Origin of the sequence: Conchiformibius kuhniae DSM 17694 (genome assembly GCF_000428785.1) — a bacterium.
Taxonomy (GTDB): Bacteria; Pseudomonadota; Gammaproteobacteria; order Burkholderiales; family Neisseriaceae; genus Conchiformibius; species Conchiformibius kuhniae.
Window position 1 is genome coordinate 1 of sequence record NZ_AUAP01000027.1, and the last position, 20551, is coordinate 20551.

23 protein-coding genes, 1 tRNA gene and 2 rRNA genes are annotated in these 20551 nt (G+C 57.7%); 13 read left to right on the forward strand and 13 right to left on the reverse strand.

Going from position 1 to position 20551, the window contains the following annotated elements; all coding sequences use genetic code 11:
- Window positions 1-17: 17 nt before the first annotated feature.
- From G392_RS0108180 to G392_RS0108190, 3 genes are all read right to left on the reverse strand, one after another.
- A tRNA-Gln gene (locus G392_RS0108180) sits at window positions 18-94 on the reverse strand.
- 103 nt (window positions 95-197) lie between these two features.
- On the reverse strand, window positions 198-1040 hold the full coding sequence (ispE, locus tag G392_RS0108185) for a 4-(cytidine 5'-diphospho)-2-C-methyl-D-erythritol kinase (protein WP_027009854.1): 843 nt from the start codon (window positions 1038-1040) through the stop codon (window positions 198-200).
- Window position 1041: 1 nt separating this feature from the next.
- Window positions 1042-1572: a helix-turn-helix domain-containing protein gene (locus G392_RS0108190; protein ID WP_245571952.1), complete on the reverse strand. Its 531-nt coding sequence runs from the start codon at window positions 1570-1572 to the stop codon at window positions 1042-1044.
- Window positions 1573-1648: 76 nt separating this feature from the next.
- Here G392_RS0108190 and G392_RS13670 point away from each other — a divergent pair, with 76 nt between their 5' ends.
- The gene (locus G392_RS13670; protein ID WP_156900858.1) at window positions 1649-1792 is read left to right on the forward strand and encodes a hypothetical protein; all 144 of its coding nucleotides are present in this window, start codon (window positions 1649-1651) and stop codon (window positions 1790-1792) included.
- A 358-nt stretch (window positions 1793-2150) separates the two neighbouring features.
- Here G392_RS13670 and lolB read toward each other — a convergent pair whose 3' ends face one another.
- From lolB to G392_RS0108225, 6 genes are read right to left on the reverse strand one after another with little or no spacing between them, the layout of a single operon-like run.
- Window positions 2151-2741 carry a lipoprotein insertase outer membrane protein LolB gene (gene lolB / locus G392_RS0108200; RefSeq protein ID WP_034334831.1) on the reverse strand — a complete coding sequence of 197 codons (591 nt, stop codon included), beginning with the start codon at window positions 2739-2741 and terminating at the stop codon, window positions 2151-2153.
- Between the two features lies 1 nt (window position 2742).
- On the reverse strand, window positions 2743-3519 hold the full coding sequence (gene map, locus G392_RS0108205) for a type I methionyl aminopeptidase (protein WP_027009857.1): 777 nt from the start codon (window positions 3517-3519) through the stop codon (window positions 2743-2745).
- 51 nt (window positions 3520-3570) lie between these two features.
- The gene (locus G392_RS0108210; RefSeq protein WP_051255649.1) at window positions 3571-5181 is read right to left on the reverse strand and encodes a phosphoethanolamine transferase; all 1611 of its coding nucleotides are present in this window, start codon (window positions 5179-5181) and stop codon (window positions 3571-3573) included.
- A 30-nt stretch (window positions 5182-5211) separates the two neighbouring features.
- Window positions 5212-5652 (reverse strand): hypothetical protein, encoded by a 441-nt coding sequence (locus G392_RS0108215; protein ID WP_156900859.1) that lies wholly within the window; start codon window positions 5650-5652, stop codon window positions 5212-5214.
- A 13-nt stretch (window positions 5653-5665) separates the two neighbouring features.
- Window positions 5666-6742: a peptide chain release factor 1 gene (gene prfA / locus G392_RS0108220; protein ID WP_027009860.1), complete on the reverse strand. Its 1077-nt coding sequence runs from the start codon at window positions 6740-6742 to the stop codon at window positions 5666-5668.
- A 15-nt stretch (window positions 6743-6757) separates the two neighbouring features.
- Window positions 6758-7588 carry a hypothetical protein gene (locus G392_RS0108225; protein WP_027009861.1) on the reverse strand — a complete coding sequence of 277 codons (831 nt, stop codon included), beginning with the start codon at window positions 7586-7588 and terminating at the stop codon, window positions 6758-6760.
- A 133-nt stretch (window positions 7589-7721) separates the two neighbouring features.
- Between G392_RS0108225 and G392_RS12510 the strand changes: the two genes are divergently transcribed.
- The 11 genes from G392_RS12510 to G392_RS0108280 all read left to right on the forward strand — a co-directional run bounded on the left by G392_RS12510 (window position 7722) and on the right by G392_RS0108280 (window position 17156).
- Complete coding sequence (locus G392_RS12510; RefSeq protein ID WP_034334836.1) at window positions 7722-8447, forward strand: beta-ketoacyl synthase chain length factor; 726 nt, start codon at window positions 7722-7724, stop codon at window positions 8445-8447.
- Window positions 8423-9211 (forward strand): lysophospholipid acyltransferase family protein, encoded by a 789-nt coding sequence (locus G392_RS0108235; RefSeq protein WP_027009862.1) that lies wholly within the window; start codon window positions 8423-8425, stop codon window positions 9209-9211. Before G392_RS12510 ends, G392_RS0108235 begins: the two co-directional genes overlap by 25 nt.
- Window positions 9204-9467: a phosphopantetheine-binding protein gene (locus tag G392_RS0108240; RefSeq protein ID WP_027009863.1), complete on the forward strand. Its 264-nt coding sequence runs from the start codon at window positions 9204-9206 to the stop codon at window positions 9465-9467. Before G392_RS0108235 ends, G392_RS0108240 begins: the two co-directional genes overlap by 8 nt.
- Window positions 9468-9478: 11 nt before the next feature.
- On the forward strand, window positions 9479-9745 hold the full coding sequence (locus tag G392_RS0108245; protein WP_027009864.1) for an acyl carrier protein: 267 nt from the start codon (window positions 9479-9481) through the stop codon (window positions 9743-9745).
- 2 nt (window positions 9746-9747) lie between these two features.
- Window positions 9748-10287: a COG4648 family protein gene (locus G392_RS0108250; RefSeq protein ID WP_027009865.1), complete on the forward strand. Its 540-nt coding sequence runs from the start codon at window positions 9748-9750 to the stop codon at window positions 10285-10287.
- Between the two features lie 7 nt (window positions 10288-10294).
- A complete protein-coding gene (locus G392_RS0108255; RefSeq protein WP_027009866.1) occupies window positions 10295-11017 on the forward strand; it encodes a glycosyltransferase family 2 protein in 723 nt (240 codons plus the stop codon).
- Window positions 11014-11940, forward strand: a complete 927-nt coding sequence (locus tag G392_RS0108260) for a lysophospholipid acyltransferase family protein (RefSeq protein WP_027009867.1) — start codon at window positions 11014-11016, stop codon at window positions 11938-11940. Before G392_RS0108255 ends, G392_RS0108260 begins: the two co-directional genes overlap by 4 nt.
- Window positions 11933-12388 (forward strand): acyl-CoA thioesterase, encoded by a 456-nt coding sequence (locus G392_RS0108265; protein WP_027009868.1) that lies wholly within the window; start codon window positions 11933-11935, stop codon window positions 12386-12388. The genes G392_RS0108260 and G392_RS0108265 overlap by 8 nt, the downstream gene beginning before the upstream one ends.
- A gap of 235 nt (window positions 12389-12623) precedes the next feature.
- A complete protein-coding gene (locus tag G392_RS0108270; RefSeq protein ID WP_027009869.1) occupies window positions 12624-13229 on the forward strand; it encodes a LolA family protein in 606 nt (201 codons plus the stop codon).
- Between the two features lie 3 nt (window positions 13230-13232).
- Window positions 13233-14885, forward strand: a complete 1653-nt coding sequence (locus G392_RS0108275; protein WP_245571953.1) for an ApeI family dehydratase — start codon at window positions 13233-13235, stop codon at window positions 14883-14885.
- 15 nt (window positions 14886-14900) lie between these two features.
- Window positions 14901-17156, forward strand: coding sequence for an MMPL family transporter (locus tag G392_RS0108280; RefSeq protein ID WP_051255650.1), 2256 nt, complete (start codon window positions 14901-14903; stop codon window positions 17154-17156).
- Window positions 17157-17240: 84 nt separating this feature from the next.
- Here G392_RS0108280 and G392_RS13090 read toward each other — a convergent pair whose 3' ends face one another.
- Window positions 17241-18224 (reverse strand): hypothetical protein, encoded by a 984-nt coding sequence (locus tag G392_RS13090; protein ID WP_051255651.1) that lies wholly within the window; start codon window positions 18222-18224, stop codon window positions 17241-17243.
- A gap of 292 nt (window positions 18225-18516) precedes the next feature.
- Here G392_RS13090 and G392_RS0108295 point away from each other — a divergent pair, with 292 nt between their 5' ends.
- The gene (locus G392_RS0108295) at window positions 18517-19734 is read left to right on the forward strand and encodes a uracil-xanthine permease family protein (RefSeq protein WP_027009873.1); all 1218 of its coding nucleotides are present in this window, start codon (window positions 18517-18519) and stop codon (window positions 19732-19734) included.
- Between the two features lie 43 nt (window positions 19735-19777).
- Here the strand turns inward: G392_RS0108295 and G392_RS12520 are convergent, their stop codons facing one another.
- The 3 genes from G392_RS12520 to G392_RS0108310 all read right to left on the reverse strand — a co-directional run.
- Window positions 19778-20113 (reverse strand): ComEA family DNA-binding protein, encoded by a 336-nt coding sequence (locus G392_RS12520; protein WP_211224359.1) that lies wholly within the window; start codon window positions 20111-20113, stop codon window positions 19778-19780.
- Between the two features lie 103 nt (window positions 20114-20216).
- A 5S ribosomal RNA gene (gene rrf / locus G392_RS0108305) occupies window positions 20217-20329 on the reverse strand.
- Between the two features lie 90 nt (window positions 20330-20419).
- A 23S ribosomal RNA gene (locus G392_RS0108310) occupies window positions 20420-20551 on the reverse strand; the annotation flags it as partial.

A 20551-nucleotide genomic window follows, 5' to 3' on the forward strand; every position in this document is an offset into this window, starting at 1 on the left:
CCCCAAAAAAACGGGATTGGCTGGGGATGTAGGATTCGAACCTACGCATGTCGGAATCAAAATCCGATGCCTTAACCAACTTGGCGAATCCCCAACTTTTGTCCGATACGTTTATCGGAAAGCGGCAATTATGGCAAAACGCCCAAAAACTGTCAAGCCGCTTTCAGGCAGCCTGCGAAAAAAGGCTTGTTTTGCCGTCAGATTATTTCGCGCAAGGGGTGTTGCGCCAAGCCGCGCACGCAACGGGCGGGCAGAGACAAGGCGGCGCACACGGCTTCGCCGCGCTCGCGGTTCGGCACGGGCAGAAACACGCACGCGCCCGAACCGGTCATGCGCGCTTCGCCGTGTTCGGATAATTGTGCCAATGCTTCAGCCACTTGCGGATATTGTCGGCAAACAATGTCTTGCATGTCGTTGCGGAAGGGTTGGCGGGCAGCGTAGTCGGCGGCGGGGTTGGGCGGGCTGTTGCGCGGCAAATCGGGGTGGGCGAACACGGCGGCGGTGGCGACGTGGCAGGCGGGCTGCGCCACCACATACCATTGTTCGGGAACGGAAACCGCTTCAAGCTGCTCACCGATGCCGCGCACCAGCGCACTTTCGCCAAACAGGAAAAACGGTACGTCCGCGCCGAGTTTCACGCCGATTTGCGCCAGCGCGGGCGCGTCCAAGCCGCAGTTCCATAATTTGTTCAACACTATCAATACGGTAGCGGCATCGGAACTGCCGCCGCCCAAGCCGCCGCCCATCGGCAGGTGTTTGTCCAGCCAAATATCCGCGCCCGCGTTCAGGCAGCCCGCCGCTTGGCGCAGGGCGCAGGCGGCGCGGACGGTCAAATCCTGCTCGGGCGGCACGCCGTCAATCGGGGTGTGCAGCACGATTTGCCCGTCATCGCGCGGGACGATGGCGAGGCGGTCGCACCAGTCAATCAGGATAAAAATGCTTTCCAGCAGATGGTAGCCGTCTGCGCGGCGACCTACGATGCGTAAATCCAGATTGAGTTTGGCGGGGGCAGGGTAAACGGGCAAGTTTTCAGGCAACATTTCAAGAACCCGAATCTTTCTGCAAACTGGCAATCCAATTTTTCAATGTTTGGATTTCACTTTTTTGCGTTTCAATCACTTGTTCTTGCATGGTAACTTTAACTTTTAGTTTTTCCAGTTCAACAATCAAGCCGCTATTATCGCTGCCATAATACGCCGGCGATTCTCCTGTAGCCGTATGATTGCGGGCATTATTGTTGCTCGTGCTTTCCGAAAAACCGATGTTTTGCTGTATCGTCAAACCTTTTTCTTCGGCTTCAATCAATTGGACAATATCAATTTTAAAAATTGCCGCCACTCTTTCCAGCTTTTCCCAATCCAATTTGCTTTCCCCACGCTCCAAACGCGCATAACCGCTTGTGGACATTTCCATTTTCTCTGCCATCAATTCTTGAGACCAACCTTTCACCTCCCGCAATTCGCGGATTTTTTCATGCAAAGCCATTTCACGCGCTCCAAAGTTACGAAAAACGCTACTAAAAATGTTGAAAAACGGTTGGAGAAAACCAATTTTTTCGCTGGTTTCAACCAATCGTAAAATTTAATATATCCATCACGGTAAACAACCGTAAACATTTTCTAACCCAACCATGATAAAGGAAACAATCATGTCAAACAACCTCCCCAACAGCAATAATGACGGCTACGGTAAAAGCTCAGGCGGCGGCAGTAGCGGCGGCAACCCGCCCTCTCCCAGTGAACCCATTCACCGCGAAATTCAAGAAAAAGTAGATAAAATTCTGGACAAATAGATTAAGGAAACTAACAATGCATCCTGAAGAATTTGTAGAATATTCCTACTTTAAAAAGAAACGATGCCCTGTATGCCAAGGTACCAACGTTGGCAAATTAGACCCAATGCCTCCTCGTAGAGGATGGTCAACTTTATTTTGCGATGACTGCGATGGCTTTCCTATGTACTGTGGAACACACCATCAAGAATATATTTTGCATTCCAGTTGTTACAATGATGTATCTGACAAACCGTGCCAACTTTGTGGCAGCAATGGTGGTTTAGATACAGACCATATGGGCGTAATGTGGCTGTAATCCCTTTTCACCCACTCAACAGCCTTCAGATAACTTGTCTGAAGGCTGTTTTATCTATATCTAATTGCCCCGCGCTTCGCAACGCCCCTGCGTTTCAGGCAGCCCCGCTTCGCGGCGGCTTTCGGAAAACACCAGCCGCACCGTCATTTCCCCGTTTTCCAACAACAAAGTATGCGGCAAACCGTCTTCGCGCAAAGTGCGGCGGATTGTCCAGCCCGATTGCTTGAGCGCACCATCCGGCAACAATTCGTGTGCCACATCTTTCGCCCATTCGCCGTTCGCCCACACCGCCAAATGCTGAAGCGGCAATTCGTAGCCGAGCAGTTGGCGGGCAAGCTCGGCAGGCGTGTCGGCGCGATAGGTTTTTCCTTTGGCATCAACCGCCAACACGCCTTCCGCATCTTGGCAAAGCTGCCCTACGGTCGTACCGATGGGCGTGTTCACGTCAATGGTTTCCACGCCGTTTTCGCGCGTCCAGTCAAAATTGGCGTAACTGCCCTTGCCCTTGATTTGCACGCCCAAACGCCCGCTCGCTTCAAAGGTTTTCCAATCCTGCTGCGCCCGCCAGTCGGACGGCGCGTGCGGTTTGGTGGCGGTACAGGCGGCCAGCAGCAGGCTGCCTGAAAACAGATAACAGATTTTTTTCAACATCTTAAGGCTTTCCATATTTCGGGCTGACGGTCAAAATCTCGCAACCCGTGTCCGTAACCAACACTTCGTGTTCCCATTGCGCCGACAGGCTGCGGTCTTTGGTAACCACCGTCCAGCCGTCCGCCAAAATCCGCAAATGGCGTTTGCCCTGATTAATCATCGGCTCAATGGTAAAAATCATGCCGCTTTGCAGCTTGATGCCCTGCCCTTTTTTGCCGTAATGCAGAATTTGCGGATTTTCGTGAAAATCGCGGCCAATGCCGTGTCCGCAAAACTCCTGTACCACCGAATAGCCCGCATTTTCCGCCACTTGCTGACAGGCATAGCCGATGTCGCCCAAAGTCGCGCCCGCCCGCACCGCGCCGATGCCCGCCATCATGCTGGCGTGGGTGGTGTCAATCAGGCGTTTGGCGATGGGGCTGATGTTGCCCACCGCATACATACGGCTGGAATCGCCGTGAAAACCGTCTTTTCTGATGGTTACGTCAATATTGAGAATATCGCCGTTTTTCAAAGGTTTGTCATCGGGAATGCCGTGGCAAATCACATGATTTACCGAAGTGCAGCACGATTTGGGAAACGGCGGATTGCCGTAATGCAGGGGCGCGGGGTAGCCGCCCTGTACCTGCGTTTGGAAATCGTGAATCAAGTGGTTGATTTCGTTGGTGGTGATGCCGGGCTTCACAAAGTCTTCAATATAATCCAAGGCTTCCGCCGCCAAACGTCCGAGTTCGCGCATTTTTTGGATTTCTTCGGGGGTTTTGATGATGATGTTCATCGCTCTCTTTCTGTAAAAAATCGTTTTCAAACAGCCTGAAAACACCAAACTTTATTTTTTGCCGTTTGGGTGGACGCGCTTGACCGTGCCGTCCGCACCGATTGCCAACCAGCCCGCCGCGCCCGACAACAAATTGCCGTTCACCACCCCCGCACAGCCCGCGTCTGCCATGCCGTAGCCCAACACGCGGGTCAAAAACACCGCCAAATGCTGATGAAAAACACGCGGACACGCGGCAAAATTTTGTTGCGCGGCTGCCTGAAGCGCCGCATCGGGGCTGTACACCAGCAAGGGCACGGCATACGCCGCTTCGTCTTCCGTACCCTGATGGTACACGGCATCGCTGACGGTTTGCCCGTGGTCGGACGTGTACACCAGCAGCCAATCCTGTTGTTTTTGTTGGCGTAAATAATCAAATACTTGTTTAATCAGCATATTGGTGGCATAAACCGTGCTGTCGTAATTGTCGAGCGGGCTGCCCGAAGCAAACTTTTTCTCCCGCAACTGTGCGCCGTAGGGAATGTGCGAGCCGCGCTGGTGCAGCACAATCAGGTTGCGCCCCGTTTCCAAACGGCTCTGATGCAGATAAGGCAACAGTTTTTCATCGGGCATGGCATCGCGTTTGCCGTAGCCCTGCGCGGTGGGGAAACTCACTTTGTCCAGCCACTTGCGCCCCAGCAAATTCATGATTTCCATTTCCGTTTCCGGCTGGGCGGAATGAAATTCGGTGCGAAAGCCCTGTTCTTTTGCCAAACGGAACCAGTTGCCCTTGCCGCGATAAATGTGCATCGTGCCATCGGGACGCGGCACGGCGTTCAACAGCATCGGCAACGCCACCGCCGTCATGCGCGCTGCCGAATAAGCGGGTGTGAGCACCGCTTCGGGATAATCCTGCTGCAAGGTCTTGAAAAACGGCGTGGTGTCGCGCCCGTAACCGAATGCGGAAACGTGTTTGGCACTTTCGCTTTCACCGATAATCAGGATAATGTTGCGGATTTGCGGTTCACCCGTTTTGGGCGGCGCGTCTGCCTGATAAGCCGGTACGCCGTTCAAGCCCAAATGCTGCTGCGGCAGCACGCGCCCGACAAAATAGCCGAAAGCATAATAATGCGATTTCAGGCGCGAATAGCCCGTGTCGGGCGACAAGCCGTGTCCGTGTGCGGTGTTGAACGCCCGCACCGCGCCCCACGCCAGCAGCAGCGCAAACAACACATCGGCAACGGGAAATTTCACTTCCGATTGCCGCCGCCATTTCATCATGCCGGCAAACAATGCCGTTTCCACCGCCGCAAACGCCGCGTGCGGCAGCCAGCGTCCCATCATCGCCATGCCCGCCGCCGCCATTTCGCCGCTTTCGCGGAACATCAGATAATAATTCACCGCGTTCAGCCAGCTTTGGTAAACGGCGTAATGGATATTGTTCGCCAACACCGACATTGCAAACAACACCAGCACCAATATCCGCGTCAGCCGATACCGCGCCGTGTAAAACAGTCCCGCAAACAGGGCGGCAAACAGCCACGTTTCCCACAAACGCTCCACCGCCGGTATGCCGAACAAGCGGCGGTAGCAAACTTCGGTTGCCGTCATCAAAACCGCGTACAGCGCGATCATCAGCGCGGTACGCCGTTTGGCACTGCCCTGTAAGCCGATACTGTTCATGATTTTCCTTGATTACGGGCAGCCCGACATTCAAACCGCATAACTGAAATCGTGCCAGTTCGCCGCCAGCAGAAAACTGCCCTGCGTGTCGGAAACAAAATAATCCGCCGGTTGCGCCACGCGGAACAGTTCGGGCAAATCCTGCGGGTCGGGCAACACAAACACATACGTCCAAGGGTGTTCGCCCAAGTGGTTGAACACGCAAAGCGGGTCGGGGTTGCGCGCCAGTTGTTTGAGCAGGGCGTTCAGTTTCAGGGCATTGTCGAAGGTTTCCACCTGTGCCTCGCGCCCGCTGCGGAAGCTGAAGCCCGCTTCGGGGCGCAAACCCGCGCCAAATTCGTAAATATGGTGCAGGCTGTCGATGTATTCGCGCCCTTTGCCGCCATCGACCACATCAAAGGCGATGTTCAGCTTGCGGGCGGTTTGGGCAAGATAACCAATCAGGCTGTCATCGCCCAGCAGGTTCAACATTTGCTGCACCATGTCAATCCCCCATCGCCGCCAACTGTTCCGCCTGATGTTCGGCAATCAGCGCGGCGGTAATGTCGTCCAAATCGCCGTCCAAGACAAAATCCAGCTTGTGCAAAGTCAGATTGATGCGGTGGTCGGTAACGCGCCCCTGCGGGAAATTGTAAGTGCGAATACGCTCGCTGCGGTCGCCGCTACCAATCAGCGATTTGCGTTCCGCCGCTTCTTTGGCTTGGGCTTCGCGTTTTTGCGCATCGTTCAAACGCGCCGCCAACACTTTCATCGCCTGCGCTTTGTTGGCATGCTGGCTGCGCCCGTCTTGGCACTCCACCACCATGCCGGTGGGCAAGTGCGTAATGCGCACGGCGGAATCGGTTTTGTTGATGTGCTGCCCGCCCGCACCCGATGCGCGGAAAGTGTCAATCCGCAAATCATTGGGATTTAACTCAATTTCGCTCAATTCGTCCGCTTCGGGCATCACCGCCACCGTGCAGGCGGAAGTGTGAATCCGCCCTTGGCTTTCGGTAACCGGCACGCGCTGGACGCGGTGGCCGCCGCTTTCAAACTTCAAACGCCCGTATGCGCCCGCGCCCGCCAGCCGCACAATCACTTCCTTGTAACCGCCCAAATCGCTTTCGTTGGCAGACACGATTTCCACCTGCCAACGCTTGCGCTCGGCGTAGCGGGCATACATGCGCAACAAATCGCCGGCAAACAGGGCGGCTTCGTCCCCGCCCGTACCGGCGCGGATTTCGATAAAAATGTTTTTGTCGTCATCGGCATCTTTGGGCAGCAGCAGTTTTTGCAATGCCAGCGACAATTCCGCCATTTGCGCCTGCGCCCGCGCCGCTTCTTCGGCGGCAAACGCGCGCATTTCCGGGTCGGACGACATTTCCTGCGCGTCCGCCCAATCGCTTTCGGCGGCGCGGTAGGCGCGGTAGGCATCGGCAACGGGGGTCAGCTCCGCATGTTCCTGATTGAGCTTGCGGTATTGTTCCATGTCTGCCACCGCTTCGGGCGAGCCGAGCAAGGCGGTAACTTCTTCCAAGCGTTCCGACAGGCTCTGCAATTTGCTGATTAAAGAAGGTTTCATCATTATCCTAATACCTTACTGTTTCCATAAATAACGCAACACGTCCACATCGCCGTTTGCCAAAACTTCCTGATACATATCGTGCGTCCATTCACAGAAAAAACGCTGCTGCTCGGGCGGAGATTCCGCCGTAATCCCGTCAATCTGCGCCAAAGCCAACCATTCGCGCTGCTGCTCGCCGTGATGCTTCAATTCGAGCTTTTCCCAAACGGCAAGGATTTTTTCCGCCACCTGCGCTTCATCAGGCAATTTGCGTTGCAAATCGTGGTGGCGCAACACGCGCAAATTCGCAAACTGCATGACGGACGCGACTTTCATCACAATTGCCAAGCGTTCTTGTTCCTGCGCGTCTTCCGTTGCAGATGCAAACATATCGTTGTTATGCAGATAGGCAAAACACATTGACGAATCAGGCTGTTTAAGCAAAAACTTCATGACTTGCAAAAACGAACGGGTATAATGTTTCAAGGCATCGTCATCGGCATAGGGCAGCACTTCGTCTATTTTTTCCAGAAATACGGGCTGAACTTCGCTTTGCAACACCCGCATCACGTCTGCAAGGGAATAATCCGTCTGCTGCGCCGATAATTTGCCCAGTTGTTGATGGATTTTGGTGCGGATTTCGCCGTGCCGTTTCGGGTCGAGCTTTTTTAATTCGACCAAGACGGGGTTGTTTGCCAGAGCTTCATCAATTTGGCGGGACAGTGATAATTGGCGAATGCCCTGTTCGGCAGCTTTGGCGCGGGCGGCAGACGGTTGCTTCCGTCCGATATTTTTTTCTTGTGCCGATAGGGGCGCGGCAAACAACAGCACCGCCGCAATCAGTCCTATTTTGTGCTTCCACATTGTGTCGCCGCAATTGTGTTTTGAAAAACAGGCATTATAGCCGAAATCGCTGCCTTTGCGCCCGCTTCGCCATTTGTGCGGCGGTTTGCTATAATGCTCGGAAAATGTCCGAATCCAGCCAATAAAGGTTTGTATGCTCTGCCGTTTTCAGATTAAAAACTGGGCGGCGGCGTCTGACCGTCCGCATACGCCCGAACAATGGCAGATGTGGGCGTCAGGCAACGCCGGTGCCGCAGATTTTCCCAAACAGCCGCCCGCAGCCGCATTTTTGCCCGCCATGCAAAGACGGCGCTTGGGTTTGCCCGCCCGTTTGCTGTTTGAAGCGGCGCACCGCGCCCTCGACGGCGACACCCGCCCCTGCCCCACCGTGTCGGCATCGTATGACGGCGAAATCGCCCGCAGCCTGCAATTGTGGACGGAATTGTGCCGCGACCACACCGTTTCGCCGACTTCCTTCGGCTTGTCGGTACACAACGCGGTGGTCGGACAATGGTCGCTGTGGCGCGGCGACATGAGCGAAAACACCGCGCTGGCGGTGTCGCCGGACGGCTTGGAAACCGCCGTTTTGGAAGCCTGCGCCCTGCTGGCGGACGGCGCGGAGCGCGTCTTGGTCATCGTTGCCGACGCGCCCGCCGATGCCCCCTTGCACAACACCGTCCGCGCCCCCTTTGCCTACGCGCTCGCCCTGCTGCTCGAACACGGCGACACATGGCAACTGCAACGCACCGCCCCCGACACCCGCCCCGCCGCCAACGGCTACTGGAGCGCACTTTCATGGATACGGCACCGGCTGCTCGGCACAAGCAGTTGGACACACCCCTACGGAACACACGCATGGCACTGGTCGATACACTGCTGAACAGCCGCATCGGACAAATCTGGCGGCTGCTGGCAACCGCCTTCGGCTTCGTCCTGTTCGGCGTGTGCGGCGTCCTGTTCAAAATCCTGCTGCTGCCCTACCGGCTGCGCCCCACCGACAACGACCTGCCGCGCCAACTGCGCGCCAGAAGCTTGGTTACCGGCAGTTGGCGCATCTTTGCCCGCTACCTGACCGCCGCCGGCATCGTCCGCGCCGAATTTGAAGGCTTCGAACGCTTGGGCAAACCGGGGCAACTGATACTCGCCAACCACCCCTCCCTGCTTGATGTCGTCTTCCTGCTCGGACGGCTGCCCGAAGCCAACTGCATCGTCAAAGCCGCCCTGCTGCACAACCCCGCCATGAACAGCCAAATCCGCGCCTGCGGCTACATTCCCAACAGCGAAGACGAAGCCCTGCTTGCCCACGTCCACCGCATCTTGCAACACGAATCGCTGCTGGTGTTTCCCGAAGGCACGCGCACCGGCTGGGACGGCGTGGTGCGCTTTCATCGCGGCGCGGTATCGATGGGCTTGCGCAGCGCCCGCACCATCACCCCCGTATTCATCAGTATGCACCCGCCCAATTACAAAAAACACCAGCCTTGGTATATCATTCCCAAACGCCGTCCCGCCTACCGCTTTACCGTGGGCGACGACATCGACCCCCAACACTGGCTGGCGCAAAAACCGCTTCCGATTGCCGCCCGCCGCCTCAACGACCACCTGCAAACCCTTTTTAACCGAGAAAGCACACAAAATGACTGAACTGCAACAAGAAATCAAACAACTGATTATCGACAGCCTGGGCTTGGAAGACACCACCCCCGCCGACATCGACAGCCACGCCCCGCTTTTCGGCGACGAAGGCTTGGGCTTGGATTCGGTGGACGCGCTCGAGCTGGGCTTGGCGGTACAAAAACACTTCGGGCTGCGCTTGGACGGCGAAAACCAACAATTGCGCGAAAGCTTTGCCAACGTTGCCGCCTTGGCGGATTTTGTCGCCGCCCAACAACAATCATAAGGAACACCGCCATGACCGAAAACGACATCCGCGCCGTTTTGTTTGACGCACTGGAAAACCTGTTTGAAATCGACACCGCCAAGCTCACCGGCACCAGCAATCTGTATGAAGATTTGGAAATCGACAGCATCGACGCCATCGACTTGATTGACCACATCAAACGGCAAACGGGACACAAGCTGCAAGCGGAAGATTTCCGCAGCGTGCGCACGATAGACGACGTGGTCGCCGCCGTGTTGAAAAAAGCACAGTCTGCCGAATCCGCCGGCAATCCGTGATGATGCGGCGCGGCTTGCAGGCATTGCTGTTTGTGCTGAGTGCCGCTTATCCGTTCGTGTGGCATTTCGGACGCGGACAAGGCTGGTTCGACTGCTTGGCGGCGGGCATGCTGCTGCTGTGGTCGTGCCGCGCCCTGTTCGCCCGCGAGGCTTGGCAGAAGGCGGCGGCAGCGGCATTGGCGGGGCTGTTTGCCCTGCTGCTGGTGCTGCGGCTGCCGGCGGGCATGTATTGGTATCCCGTAGCGGTGAACGTGCTGATGCTGGGCATGTTCGGCAGCAGCCTGTTTGCCAAGCAGAGCCTTATCGAACGCATCGCCCGTTTGCAAACACCCGAGCTGCCCGCCCGCGCGGTTGCCTATACCCGCAAAGTTACCCAAATCTGGTGTGTGTTTTTCATCGCCAACGGCAGCATTGCCGCCGCGCTCGCCGCTTCGGGGCAACACCAATGGTGGGCGCTCTACACGGGCGTGATTGCCTATGTGCTGATGGGCGTGCTGCTGGGCGGTGAATGGCTGTACCGCAAACGGATTTTGAAAGTGTGAACGGCGTATGTCTGCAAATACCACCCTTGCCCTGATTCCCCATTACCGCCATTTGACCACGCTGCCGGCGGTGGTGTCTGCCATGCGTGCTTGCGGCCTGCCCGTGCTGGTGGTTGATGACGGCTCGGGCGCGGATTGTCATGATGCGTTGTCGGCATTGCGCGGCAACGGTACGGAAGTGTTGCTGCTGCCGCAAAACGGCGGCAAAGGTCATGCCTTCAAACACGGCACGGCATGGGCGGCGCAACACGGTTTCAGCCATGTGCTGCAAATCGATGCCGATGCCCAACACTGCTTTGAAGACGTGCCCAAGCTGCTTGCCCAATCCGCCGCCCGCCCCGCCGCTTTGGTGTGCGCCAACCCCGTTTACGGCAGCGATGCGCCCAAAGCACGGCGTTACGGGCGCAAAATCACCAATTTTTGGAATTGGCTGCACACCGGTTCGCACGACATCAAAGACGGTTTGTGCGGTTTGCGGATTTACCCCCTGCCTGCCACACAACGCCTGATTGACACCGCGCACATCGGCAACGGCATGGATTTTGACAACGAAATCCTGATTCGCCTGTATTGGCACGGCACGCCCCTGTGCTGGGTGGACACGCCCGTGCGCTATCATCAAAACGGCGTGTCGCACTTTCATGCCCTGCGCGACAACATCGTCATCAGCAAAATGCACGCGCGTTTGTTTTTTGACGGCATGGCGCGGCGTTTGGGGCGGCGGCGGTGAACGCGGCACATTGGGCGGCGCAGCAAGAGCGCGGACACCGCCTGTTTTTGCGTTTGACCGCATGGCTGGTGCGTTACCTGCCTGTGGCGGCGGTGCGCCTGTGCAGCGCCCTTGTCTGCGCCTATTTTTACGCCACCTCGCCCGCCCAGCGCCGCCACGTCCGCCGTTATCAAACACGTTTGCGGGCGTGTTTTCCCGATACGCCCCTGCCGCGCCGTTTCGCCGCCTACCGCCAGTTTGCCGCATTCGGCAACGCCCTTGCCGACCGCTTCGCCGTGTGGCAGCACAAAATCCGTTATGCCGATTTGGTGCTGTCCGACCCCGACAACCTCTACGCCGACATCCGCAACCGCCAAGCACGCGGACAAATTTTACTGTGTTCACACTTGGGCAATGTCGAAGTGTGCCGCGCACTGGTCGGACACCACGAAGGCTTCAAACTGAACGTGCTGGTGTACGGACAACACGCACAAATGTTCAATCAAGCATTGGCACAAGCGGGCGCGGGGCGCATCGGCGTGGTGGACGCGGGCAGCTTGGACACGGCCGCCATGCTCGATTTGGCACGGCGTTTGGACGCGGGCGAATGGCTCGCCGTGGCTGCCGACCGCGTCCCCGTGCGCGGCAGCAAAAGCGTGCGCGTGCCGTTTCTCGGACGCGAAGCGGCGTTTCCGCAAGGCGCGTGGCTGCTCGCGCTGCTGCTCAAAGCCCCCACCAACACCGTATTCGTCTTGAAAAAACAAGGGCGTTACCATTTGATGTTGCGCCGTTTTGCCGACACGCCCGCTTGCGCCCGCCACCGGCGCGGCGAAACGGTGGCACAACTGGCGCAGCGTTACGCCGGCGTTTTGGCGGAACACGCTGCCCAAGCCCCTTTGCAATGGTTTAATTTTTATGACTTTTGGGAAGAAGACGATGGCTGAACACGTTTACCTGCACCACGAAACCGTGCTGACCGTCCCTTTTTTTGACGTTGATGCAATGGAAATGGCTTGGCACGGCAACTACGTCAAATATTTTGAAATCGCCCGTTGCGCCCTGCTCGACCACATCAGACACAATTACAACGATATGCGCGAAACGGGTTATACTTGGCCCATCGTCCGTTTGGAAATCAAATACCTGCGCCCCGCCCGCTTCGGGCAGCAGCTTCGCGTGGCGTGCGCGGTGGCGGAATACGAAAGCTGTTTGAAAATCCGCTACACGATACGCGATGCGGCAGACGGCACGCTGCTGACACGCGGTTTCACCATGCAGGCAGCAGTGCACACAGCAACGGGCGAATTGCAGTTGCAAACGCCCGCCGCGTGGCAACGCGCCGTGCGTGCCTGTGCGGGATTTCGCGGCACCGGCGCGCACGGGCAATCCTAGGTTGTGTTATCAATTGACCGAAAAACCTCCGCACCGTCATTCCCGCGCAGGTGTAGCAGGTGCAGGTTGGGTTGGCGCGAAACGCAAACCCAACAAAATCCATAAATTTTCGGAAAAATATTGGGTTTTCACTTCGTTTCAACCCAAGCTATGCTTGCTGCGCGGGAATGACGGTACAAAGTTTTACCGGTCAATCAATGACACGCCCCAACCCCATACAAAGAAAGGAATCATCATGAAAACCAAATTGTTTTTTTCCACGCTGCTGCTGACGGCGGCGGCGGCGGCGGCACAGGCGTTTTCGCCCGCCGATTTGCAGGCGCAGTTGCAGAAAAACCAAACCGTTCAGGGGCAGTTCGAGCAATCGCGCTTTATCCGCTCGCTGAACCGCCCGATGCAAACGAGCGGCACGTTTGTGCTGCAACGCCAAAAAGGGCTGTTGTGGCAGGTGCAAAAGCCGCTTGAAATCAAGCTGCGGGTGCGCGGCGACGGCATCGCGCAGTGGGACGCGAAAAACCGCCGTTGGCACGGCAACGGCGCGGGACACGCCCAAGCGGCGCAGGTGAAGCTGTTTATGGCGCTGCTGGGCGGCGACACCGCCGCTTTGAACAAGCAGTTTGATTTGCGCTTGAGCGGCAGTCCGCAAAATTGGTCGCTGAAGCTGCAGCCGAAAACCGCCGTGATGAAGCAGGTGTTTGAAGGCATCGATGTGGCGGGCAACGGCGCATTGATTCAAAAGGTGGAATTGCGCGAAAAGCAGGGCGAACGCACGGTGATGCGTTTTCTGGCACAACAGGCAAACCGTCCGCTTGCCGCCGATGCCCGCGCCGCTTTGGAATAAATCATGATGACGCTGGAAACGGTTTTGCGCCGTCCGCCGCAGGGCGACATTGCCGAACATTGGACGTATGCGGATTTCGCCGCCGCCACGCAAGCATGGGCGCACCGTTTGCGGGCGCGAAAGGTGCGCTCGGCGGCGTTGTGGTTTGACGATACGGCGCGGTGTGCTTCGGCATTGGCGGCAACGTGGCTGGCGGGTGCGGACGTGTATTTGCTGCCCGATGTGTCGCCCGCTTCGCGGCAATGGGCGGCGCAACAAGGCTGCATCGTGTTTGGCGACACCGATGCCGCCGATGAAGGCTGGCGCTACCGCGATGCGGACGAACGCGCCCGTTCCGATTTGCCCGATTTGGGCTTTCCCTCAGACAACCGTTTGTTTCTGAAAACGTCCGCATCATCGGGCGATGCGAAAACGGTGTGCAAAACCCGCGCGCAGATGGAAAGCGAAGCGGCGGCGTTGGCGCGGTTGTTGCCCGCACATTGGCGTGGCGCAACGGCTTTGGGCAGTGTCGGCACGCAGCATTTGTACGGGCTGACGTTCCGTATTTTTGCCGCGCTGGCTTGCGGCTGGCGCATCGGGCGTGTCCGCCACCCTTATCCCGAAGATTTGTTTGCGGCAAGCAGGCACGCGCCTTGTGTGTGGGTCAGCAGCCCCGCGCTGCTGCACCGTGCGGGCGGGCGGCGCGATTGGCAGTCGCTGCGGCGGCATCTGCGCGGTGTGGTCAGCGCGGGCGGAATGTTGCGCCCCGATGTGGCGGCACAATTGGCGGCACGGCTCGGTTTTTATCCGCACGATGTGTACGGCAGCACCGAAACCGGTGTGATTGCCGTGCGCCGTCAAAGCGGCATGCACCTGCTGTTGCCCGAAGTATCTGCCGAAATTGCGGCAGACGGCACTTTGTCGGCGGATTCGCCGTGGAGCGGCGGCAGGCAGCACACCGCCGATGCCGCCGAACGGCACGGACGCGCATTGCTGCTGCACGGTCGTGCCGACCGCATCGTCAAGCTGGCAGACAAGCGCATCGCCCTGACCCGCATCGAACAATTGCTCTCGGCACACCCCTTTGTTGCCGATGCCCACTGCCTGCCGCACCCACAACACGGGCGCATCGCCGCGTGGCTCGCCCTGAATGATGACGGCATCGCCGCATGGCGCAATCACGGCCGCCGTGCCATGATTGACACGCTGCAACGCACGCTCGGCGAACTGAAGCCTTTGGGTGCCGTGCCGCGCCATTGGCGTTTTACCGACCGTTTGCCGCGCAATCCGCAAGCCAAAATCCGCGCCGCCGATGCCGAACGCGCCTTTACCCGCCCCATCACCGCCCCGCAATGGCACGCCCTGCCCGCCGACACGCCGGACGAATCGGTTTTTACCGCCGCCGTGCCGCTTGATTTGTGCTGGTTTGGCGGACATTTCGCCCGATTTCCGCTCGTGCCGGGCGTGGTGCAACTGCAATGGGTGCTGGATTTGTGCTGTCGCGGCCACGTCCCCGCCCAAATTGAAAACCTCAAATACCAGAAATTCATCCGTCCGCACGACACCGTGCGCCTGTACCTGCGCCGCGACCATGCCAAAAACAAACTGTATTTTTCCCTGCGTTTGGCAGACGGCAGCGTTTGTTCATCGGGGCGTTTCGCCCTGCCCGATGCCTGACGGAACCACATCATCATGACGCTCAAGCCCTTTGCCCGACTGTATGCCCTGTTTTGCCTTGCAGCGGTGCTGCTACTGTGTTGGCAGTTGCCCGCACGAATACAGACGGGTTTGGACGCGCTGCTGCCCGCCGCCGCATACGATGCGGTGATGCGTGCCGCCGATGCCGCCCACGAGCGGCAGTTGAACGGTCAAATCGTGCTGGCGGCGGGTGCGGACACGCCCGAAGCCGCCTTTGCCGCCGCCGCGCACATCGCCGGACAATGGCGGCAAAGCGGTATTTTTGCGGCGGTTGATGCTGCCGTTGCCCCCGATGTGGCGCAATTGCGCGAATCGGCACAGGCATTGGGCTTGGCAACGCTGCCGCCCGAGCAAATCCGCCTGTTGCACGATGCGCCGCAGGATTATTTCCGCCAACGCGCCGAAGACGCACTCAACCCGTTTGCCGCCACGCTGCTGCCTTTGGAGCAGGATTGGTTGGGCTTTGCCCGTTTTGTCGAAACCCGCCCCGCCGCATTCAAGGTGCAGTGGCAGCCCGACAACGGCATGCTGTTCAGCGAACACGGCGGCAAAACGTGGGTATGGCTGCGCGCGCGTTTGCCCGAACGGCACGATGCGGCGGCGTTGCAACAATTAATCGCACAAACCCGCGCCTTTGCCGCCCAAAACGGGCAACAGGTGTTGGCAGGCGGCGGCGCATTGTTTGCGGCGGAAGCCAAAACCCGTGCCGAAAGCGAAAGCCTGTGGCTGTCGGTGTGCGGTTTGACGTTTACGGTTTGCTTGCTGTGGGCAAGCGTCCGTAACCGCCGCGCCGCATGGCTGCTGCTGCCGGTGGGCGCAGGCATGGTGTGCGGCTTGGCGGCGGTGTGCGCGGTGTTCGGCAAGGTACATATGCTCACCATCGTCATCGGCACGGGGCTGATTGGCGTGCTGGTGGATTTCCCCCTGCACTGGCTCGCGCCCGCGCTGTTCGGCAGCACATGGTCGCCGCACGCGGGCATGCGCCGCGTGTTGCCCGCTTTTGCGGTGAGCTTGGGGGTAACGGCGGGAGGTTACGCGCTGCTTTGGTTCACGCCCTTGCCGGTGTTGCAGCAAACGGCGGTGTTTTCCGCCGCCGCGCTGTGCGGCGCGTTTGCCGCCACCGTGTGTTTTCTGCCGCCCCGTTTTCACGGCTTCCAAGCCCGCCCCACCCTGCCGGCACGCGCCGTACGGTGGTGGGCAGACGCGCCGCGCCAACGCTTCGCCCTGCCCGTCCTTGCCGCCGTGTGGCTGCTGTGCGCCGCCGGCATCGGGCGCGGGCAATGGCAGGACGACATCCGCAATTGGGTGCACGCCCCGCCGCAGCTTACCGACGATGCACGCCGCATTGCCGAAATCGGCGGCATGGGCGGCGGCGGACAATTCATCGTCGTCCGCGCACACAGCCCCGACCAACTGCTGGAACACAACCGCCGTCTGCTCGATGCCCTGTCGCCCCACACCGACCGCGCCAACGTCCGCTCGCTCGGCACATGGCTGCACACCGTTGCCGAACAACACGCCCTGAAACAGCGTTTGCGCGAACTGGCGGCACAGCCCGACACCTTCGCGCCCTTAACCGGCTTGGGCGTACCGGAACAAACCGTCCGCGAAGCCCTGCTGCACACCGCCGCCGCCCCCGCACTCACCCTCGAACACGCCTTGCGCCAACCCGCAGCCGAAGCATGGCGCGACCTCTATCTGGGCAAAATCGGCAACGAATACGCCTCACTGGTTTACCTGTCCGCGCCCATGCCCGCGCTGCCGCCCGACCACCACTGGCAGCAAGTGGACAAACGCAGCGAGCTGAACCGCCGTTTTGCCGACACCCGCAACCGCGCCGCCCATTTGAAACTGCTGTCGTTTGCCCTTGCGTGGCTGCTGCTGTGGCGGCTGTTCGGCGGCAAACGCGGCAGCCTGATGCTGGCATTGCCGCTCGCTTCCGCCGCCGCCGTACTCGGACTGCTCGGCTGGCTGGCGATACCTGTCGGCATTTTCGCCACCTTCGGGCTGCTGCTGGGCAGCGCGGTCGGCTTGGACTACGCCGCCTACGCCCTGACCGCGCCCGAAAGCCGCGCCGCACGCTTGGGCGGCATCAGCTTGGCGGCCGCCACCACCGGCACATCGTTTGCCCTGCTCACCGCCAGCAGCACCCCCGCCGTTGCCGCATTCGGCTTCACCGTTGCCGCAAGCTGCGCCGCCAACTGGCTCGCCGCCTGCCTGCTGGTGCGCCACCGCCCGCCCGCCCACTGAAACGCCCGCCCGAACAAAAAGCCGTTTGCGCCCGAACAGACACAAACGGCTTGACTCAACTGCCTGACAAATCAGGCAAACACATTATTTTTTACCGATGGAATCCCACCATGCCGTCAAACGCTCTTTGGCTTCATGATAAGCATTTTCCACCGCCTCTTTGGCTTCCGCCGCTTTCGCAGACAAATAATCGCCCGCGTCTTGTGCTTCATCGGCAGCGTCTTTTTTCAGCTCGGTCATTTTGCTTTCCGCGTTTTCCGACTGCGCCGCAATAAACTGCTTCAGCTCTTCCCATTTGGCTTCCGCGTCTTTTTTCAGCTCGGCAAATTTCTCATCTTGATTGTCGGCATTGTCGGAGAAGAATTTTTTCATTTCTTCCCACTTGGCTTCCGCATCTTTTTTCAGCTCGGCGAACTTGTCGGCAGCCGCATCGCCCAGGTCGCCCGCCTTGTCTTTCACCGCATCAACCGCATCAGATGCCTTGTCGGCGGCTGTTTCCGCCGCATCTGCTGCGGCATCTTTGGCATCAACGGCTTTTGCCACCACCGCATCTTTCACGCCGGCGGCTTTGTCCGCAGCCTCCTCTGCCGCATCTGCTGCCGCGTCTTTGGCATCTTCCGCCTTGTCCGCCGCACCGTCAGCCGCTTTTTCGGCAGCATCTTTCACCTCTTCCGCCTTGTCTTCGGCATCGTTTTTGCTGAAAAACTGCTTAAATTCTTCCCATTTTTCTTCGGCTTTTTTCTGCAGCTCGGCAAACGCGCCGTCAGATTCGTCAGCGTTTTCTTCCGCCATCAAACGCTTGATTTCCGCAAACTTGGCTTCCGCCTCCTGCTGCAAACGCTGCAATTTGTCCGATGCCGCTTCGCCCGCCGCTTCGGCTTTTTCGGCTGCCGCATCTTTGGCATCGGCCAAATCCTGTTTCAATTCGGCTTGCGCCGCAGCTTTTTTCGCCTCATCATCGCCGTCAAAAGACTGCTTCAGCTCTTCCCACTTGGCTTCCGCATCTTTTTTCAAATCGGCAAAAAACTGCTCCAATTTTTCTTCAAAAGTTTCTTTTTTCTCACTCATGATTGCATTTCCTTGTTTATGTGGGGTGGAACAAACAGACTGTTTGAATTATTCAGAAAAATCATTGTGTTTCTCTGCACAAAACCAAACCGTCCGCAGCCATTATAACAAAAAAATCCCCTTTTCCCAGCCCCTGCACCCGCCACATCGGCGGCAGAATGCCGTCCGGCACCCGCACCGCAGACAAAATTCGACAATGTATTCTATAAATGGCGGATTTATAAAAAATTTTAATCAATGCGCCATGATTTTCGATTATAATCGGCATCGTTTTTTTACGGAATTTCACACAATGTTACAACAATTAAAACTTGCCGTTTCGGGTGCACAGATTTTGTTTGTCGCCTTCGGTGCGATGGTGCTGGTGCCGATTCTTACGGGTTTGAATCCCGCATTGGCATTGCTCGGCGCGGGGGTCGGCACGCTGCTGTTCCAACTTTTGACGCGGCGCAAAGTGCCGGTTTTTTTGGGTTCTTCGTTTGCGTTTATCGCGCCGATTATTTATTCGCTGGACAAATGGGGCATGGGCGCGACCATGTTCGGTTTGTTTGCGGCGGGCTTTATGTATTTCGTGTTTGCGGCTTTGATTCGCTGGCGCGGTCTGGGCGCGGTACACAAGCTGTTGCCGCCGGTGGTCATCGGGCCGGTGATTATGGTCATCGGTTTGTCGGTGGCGGTGGTGGCCAGCCAAATGGCAATGGGGCAGGCAGACGGCAAACAGGTGATTGAATACACGTCGTCTTTGCTGTTATCCTGCTTCACGTTTGCGGTAACGGTGTTGGTGGCGGTGTTCGGCAGCAAGATGATGAAACTGATTCCGATTTTAATCGGCGTAGCGGCAGGCTACACCGCCGCACTGCTGGCAGGCATGGTGGACACCGCGCCGATTGCCGCCGCGCCGTGGTTTGCCGTGCCGACTTTCGTTGCCCCCGAAGTGAATATTCAAGCAGCCTTGTTCATGCTGCCCGTTGCCATCGCACCCGCCATCGAACACATCGGCGGCATCATGGCCATCGGCACGGTAACGGGCAAAGACTACGCCGCCAATCCGGGGTTGGACAAAACACTGGCAGGCGACGGCTTGGGCGTGTGCGTGGCGGGTTTGCTCGGCGGCCCGCCGGTAACCACCTACGGCGAAGTCACGGGCGCAGTAATGATTACCAAAAACAGCAACCCCACCATCATGACATGGGCAGCCGTTTTTGCCGTTTGCATGGCATTTTTCGGCAAATTCAATGCCTTTTTGGCATCGATTCCCATGCCCGTGATGGGTGGCGTGATGGTCTTGCTGTTCGGCACCATCGCCTCTTTGGGCTTAAAAACCCTGATTGACGCCAAAGTAGACTTGATGCGCCCGAAAAACCTTGTCATCGTCAGCTCCGTTTTAACAGTGGGCGTGGGCGGCATGGTAGTCAAATTCGGCGACATGGCATTTGCGGGCGTGGGCTTGTGCGCGATTTTGGCAATCGCATTAAACCTGATTTTGCCGGACCGCGCCGATTCCGAATAAAAATCAAACGGTTTCCAAAATCAGCTTGGAAACCGTTTTCTAACTACCTGCGATACACATCTGTTGCCGGCACCGCAATGCGCCTGCCGTTTGCCGAACGGTGTACCTGCTTTTTCTGCTGAAACGGCTGCCCCACCGTAATTTCCGGACGCAAACGCTCCACCGTTTTCACACCAATGCCCCGCACCTGAACCAAATCATCTACCGTACGAAACCCGCCATATTGCTCCCGATAAGCGATGATGTCTGCCGCTTTTTTCGCACCAATGCCCTTTAACGTTTGCAACTCGCTGGCAGAAGCCTTATTAATGTCCACCAACGCCATTGCCCAAGAAAAACCAAACACCGCCAACAACACAAAAATTGCCTTGCGCATCATGATTGACTCCTTGTATCAAAATGTAGCAACCATCATAATCCGAAATGCACGGCTTATCAAGTAAAAACGCCCACCAAAAATGGCGGGCGTTTTTAAAATAAGAGTTTGGCGGTTCCCTACTTTCGCACGGGAGTCCGTACTATCATCGGCGCAACTGCGTTTCACTGTCCTGTTCGGGAAGGGAAGGAGTGGTACCGCAGCGCTGTTGCCGCCAAACGTAAAGGTGAGATTGGAAGCCGTTTTTGGTGATGTTTTGTTGTTCACAAACTGTTTTTATTTGGTACGTTTTAAAGTACTTCAAATGATAGAGTCAAGCCGCACGGGCAATTAGTACAGGTTAGCTTCACACATTGCTGTGCTTCCACACCCTGCCTATCGACGTTGTGGTCTCCAACGACCCTTCAGGTGGGTTATACCCACGGGGAAGTCTCATCTTCA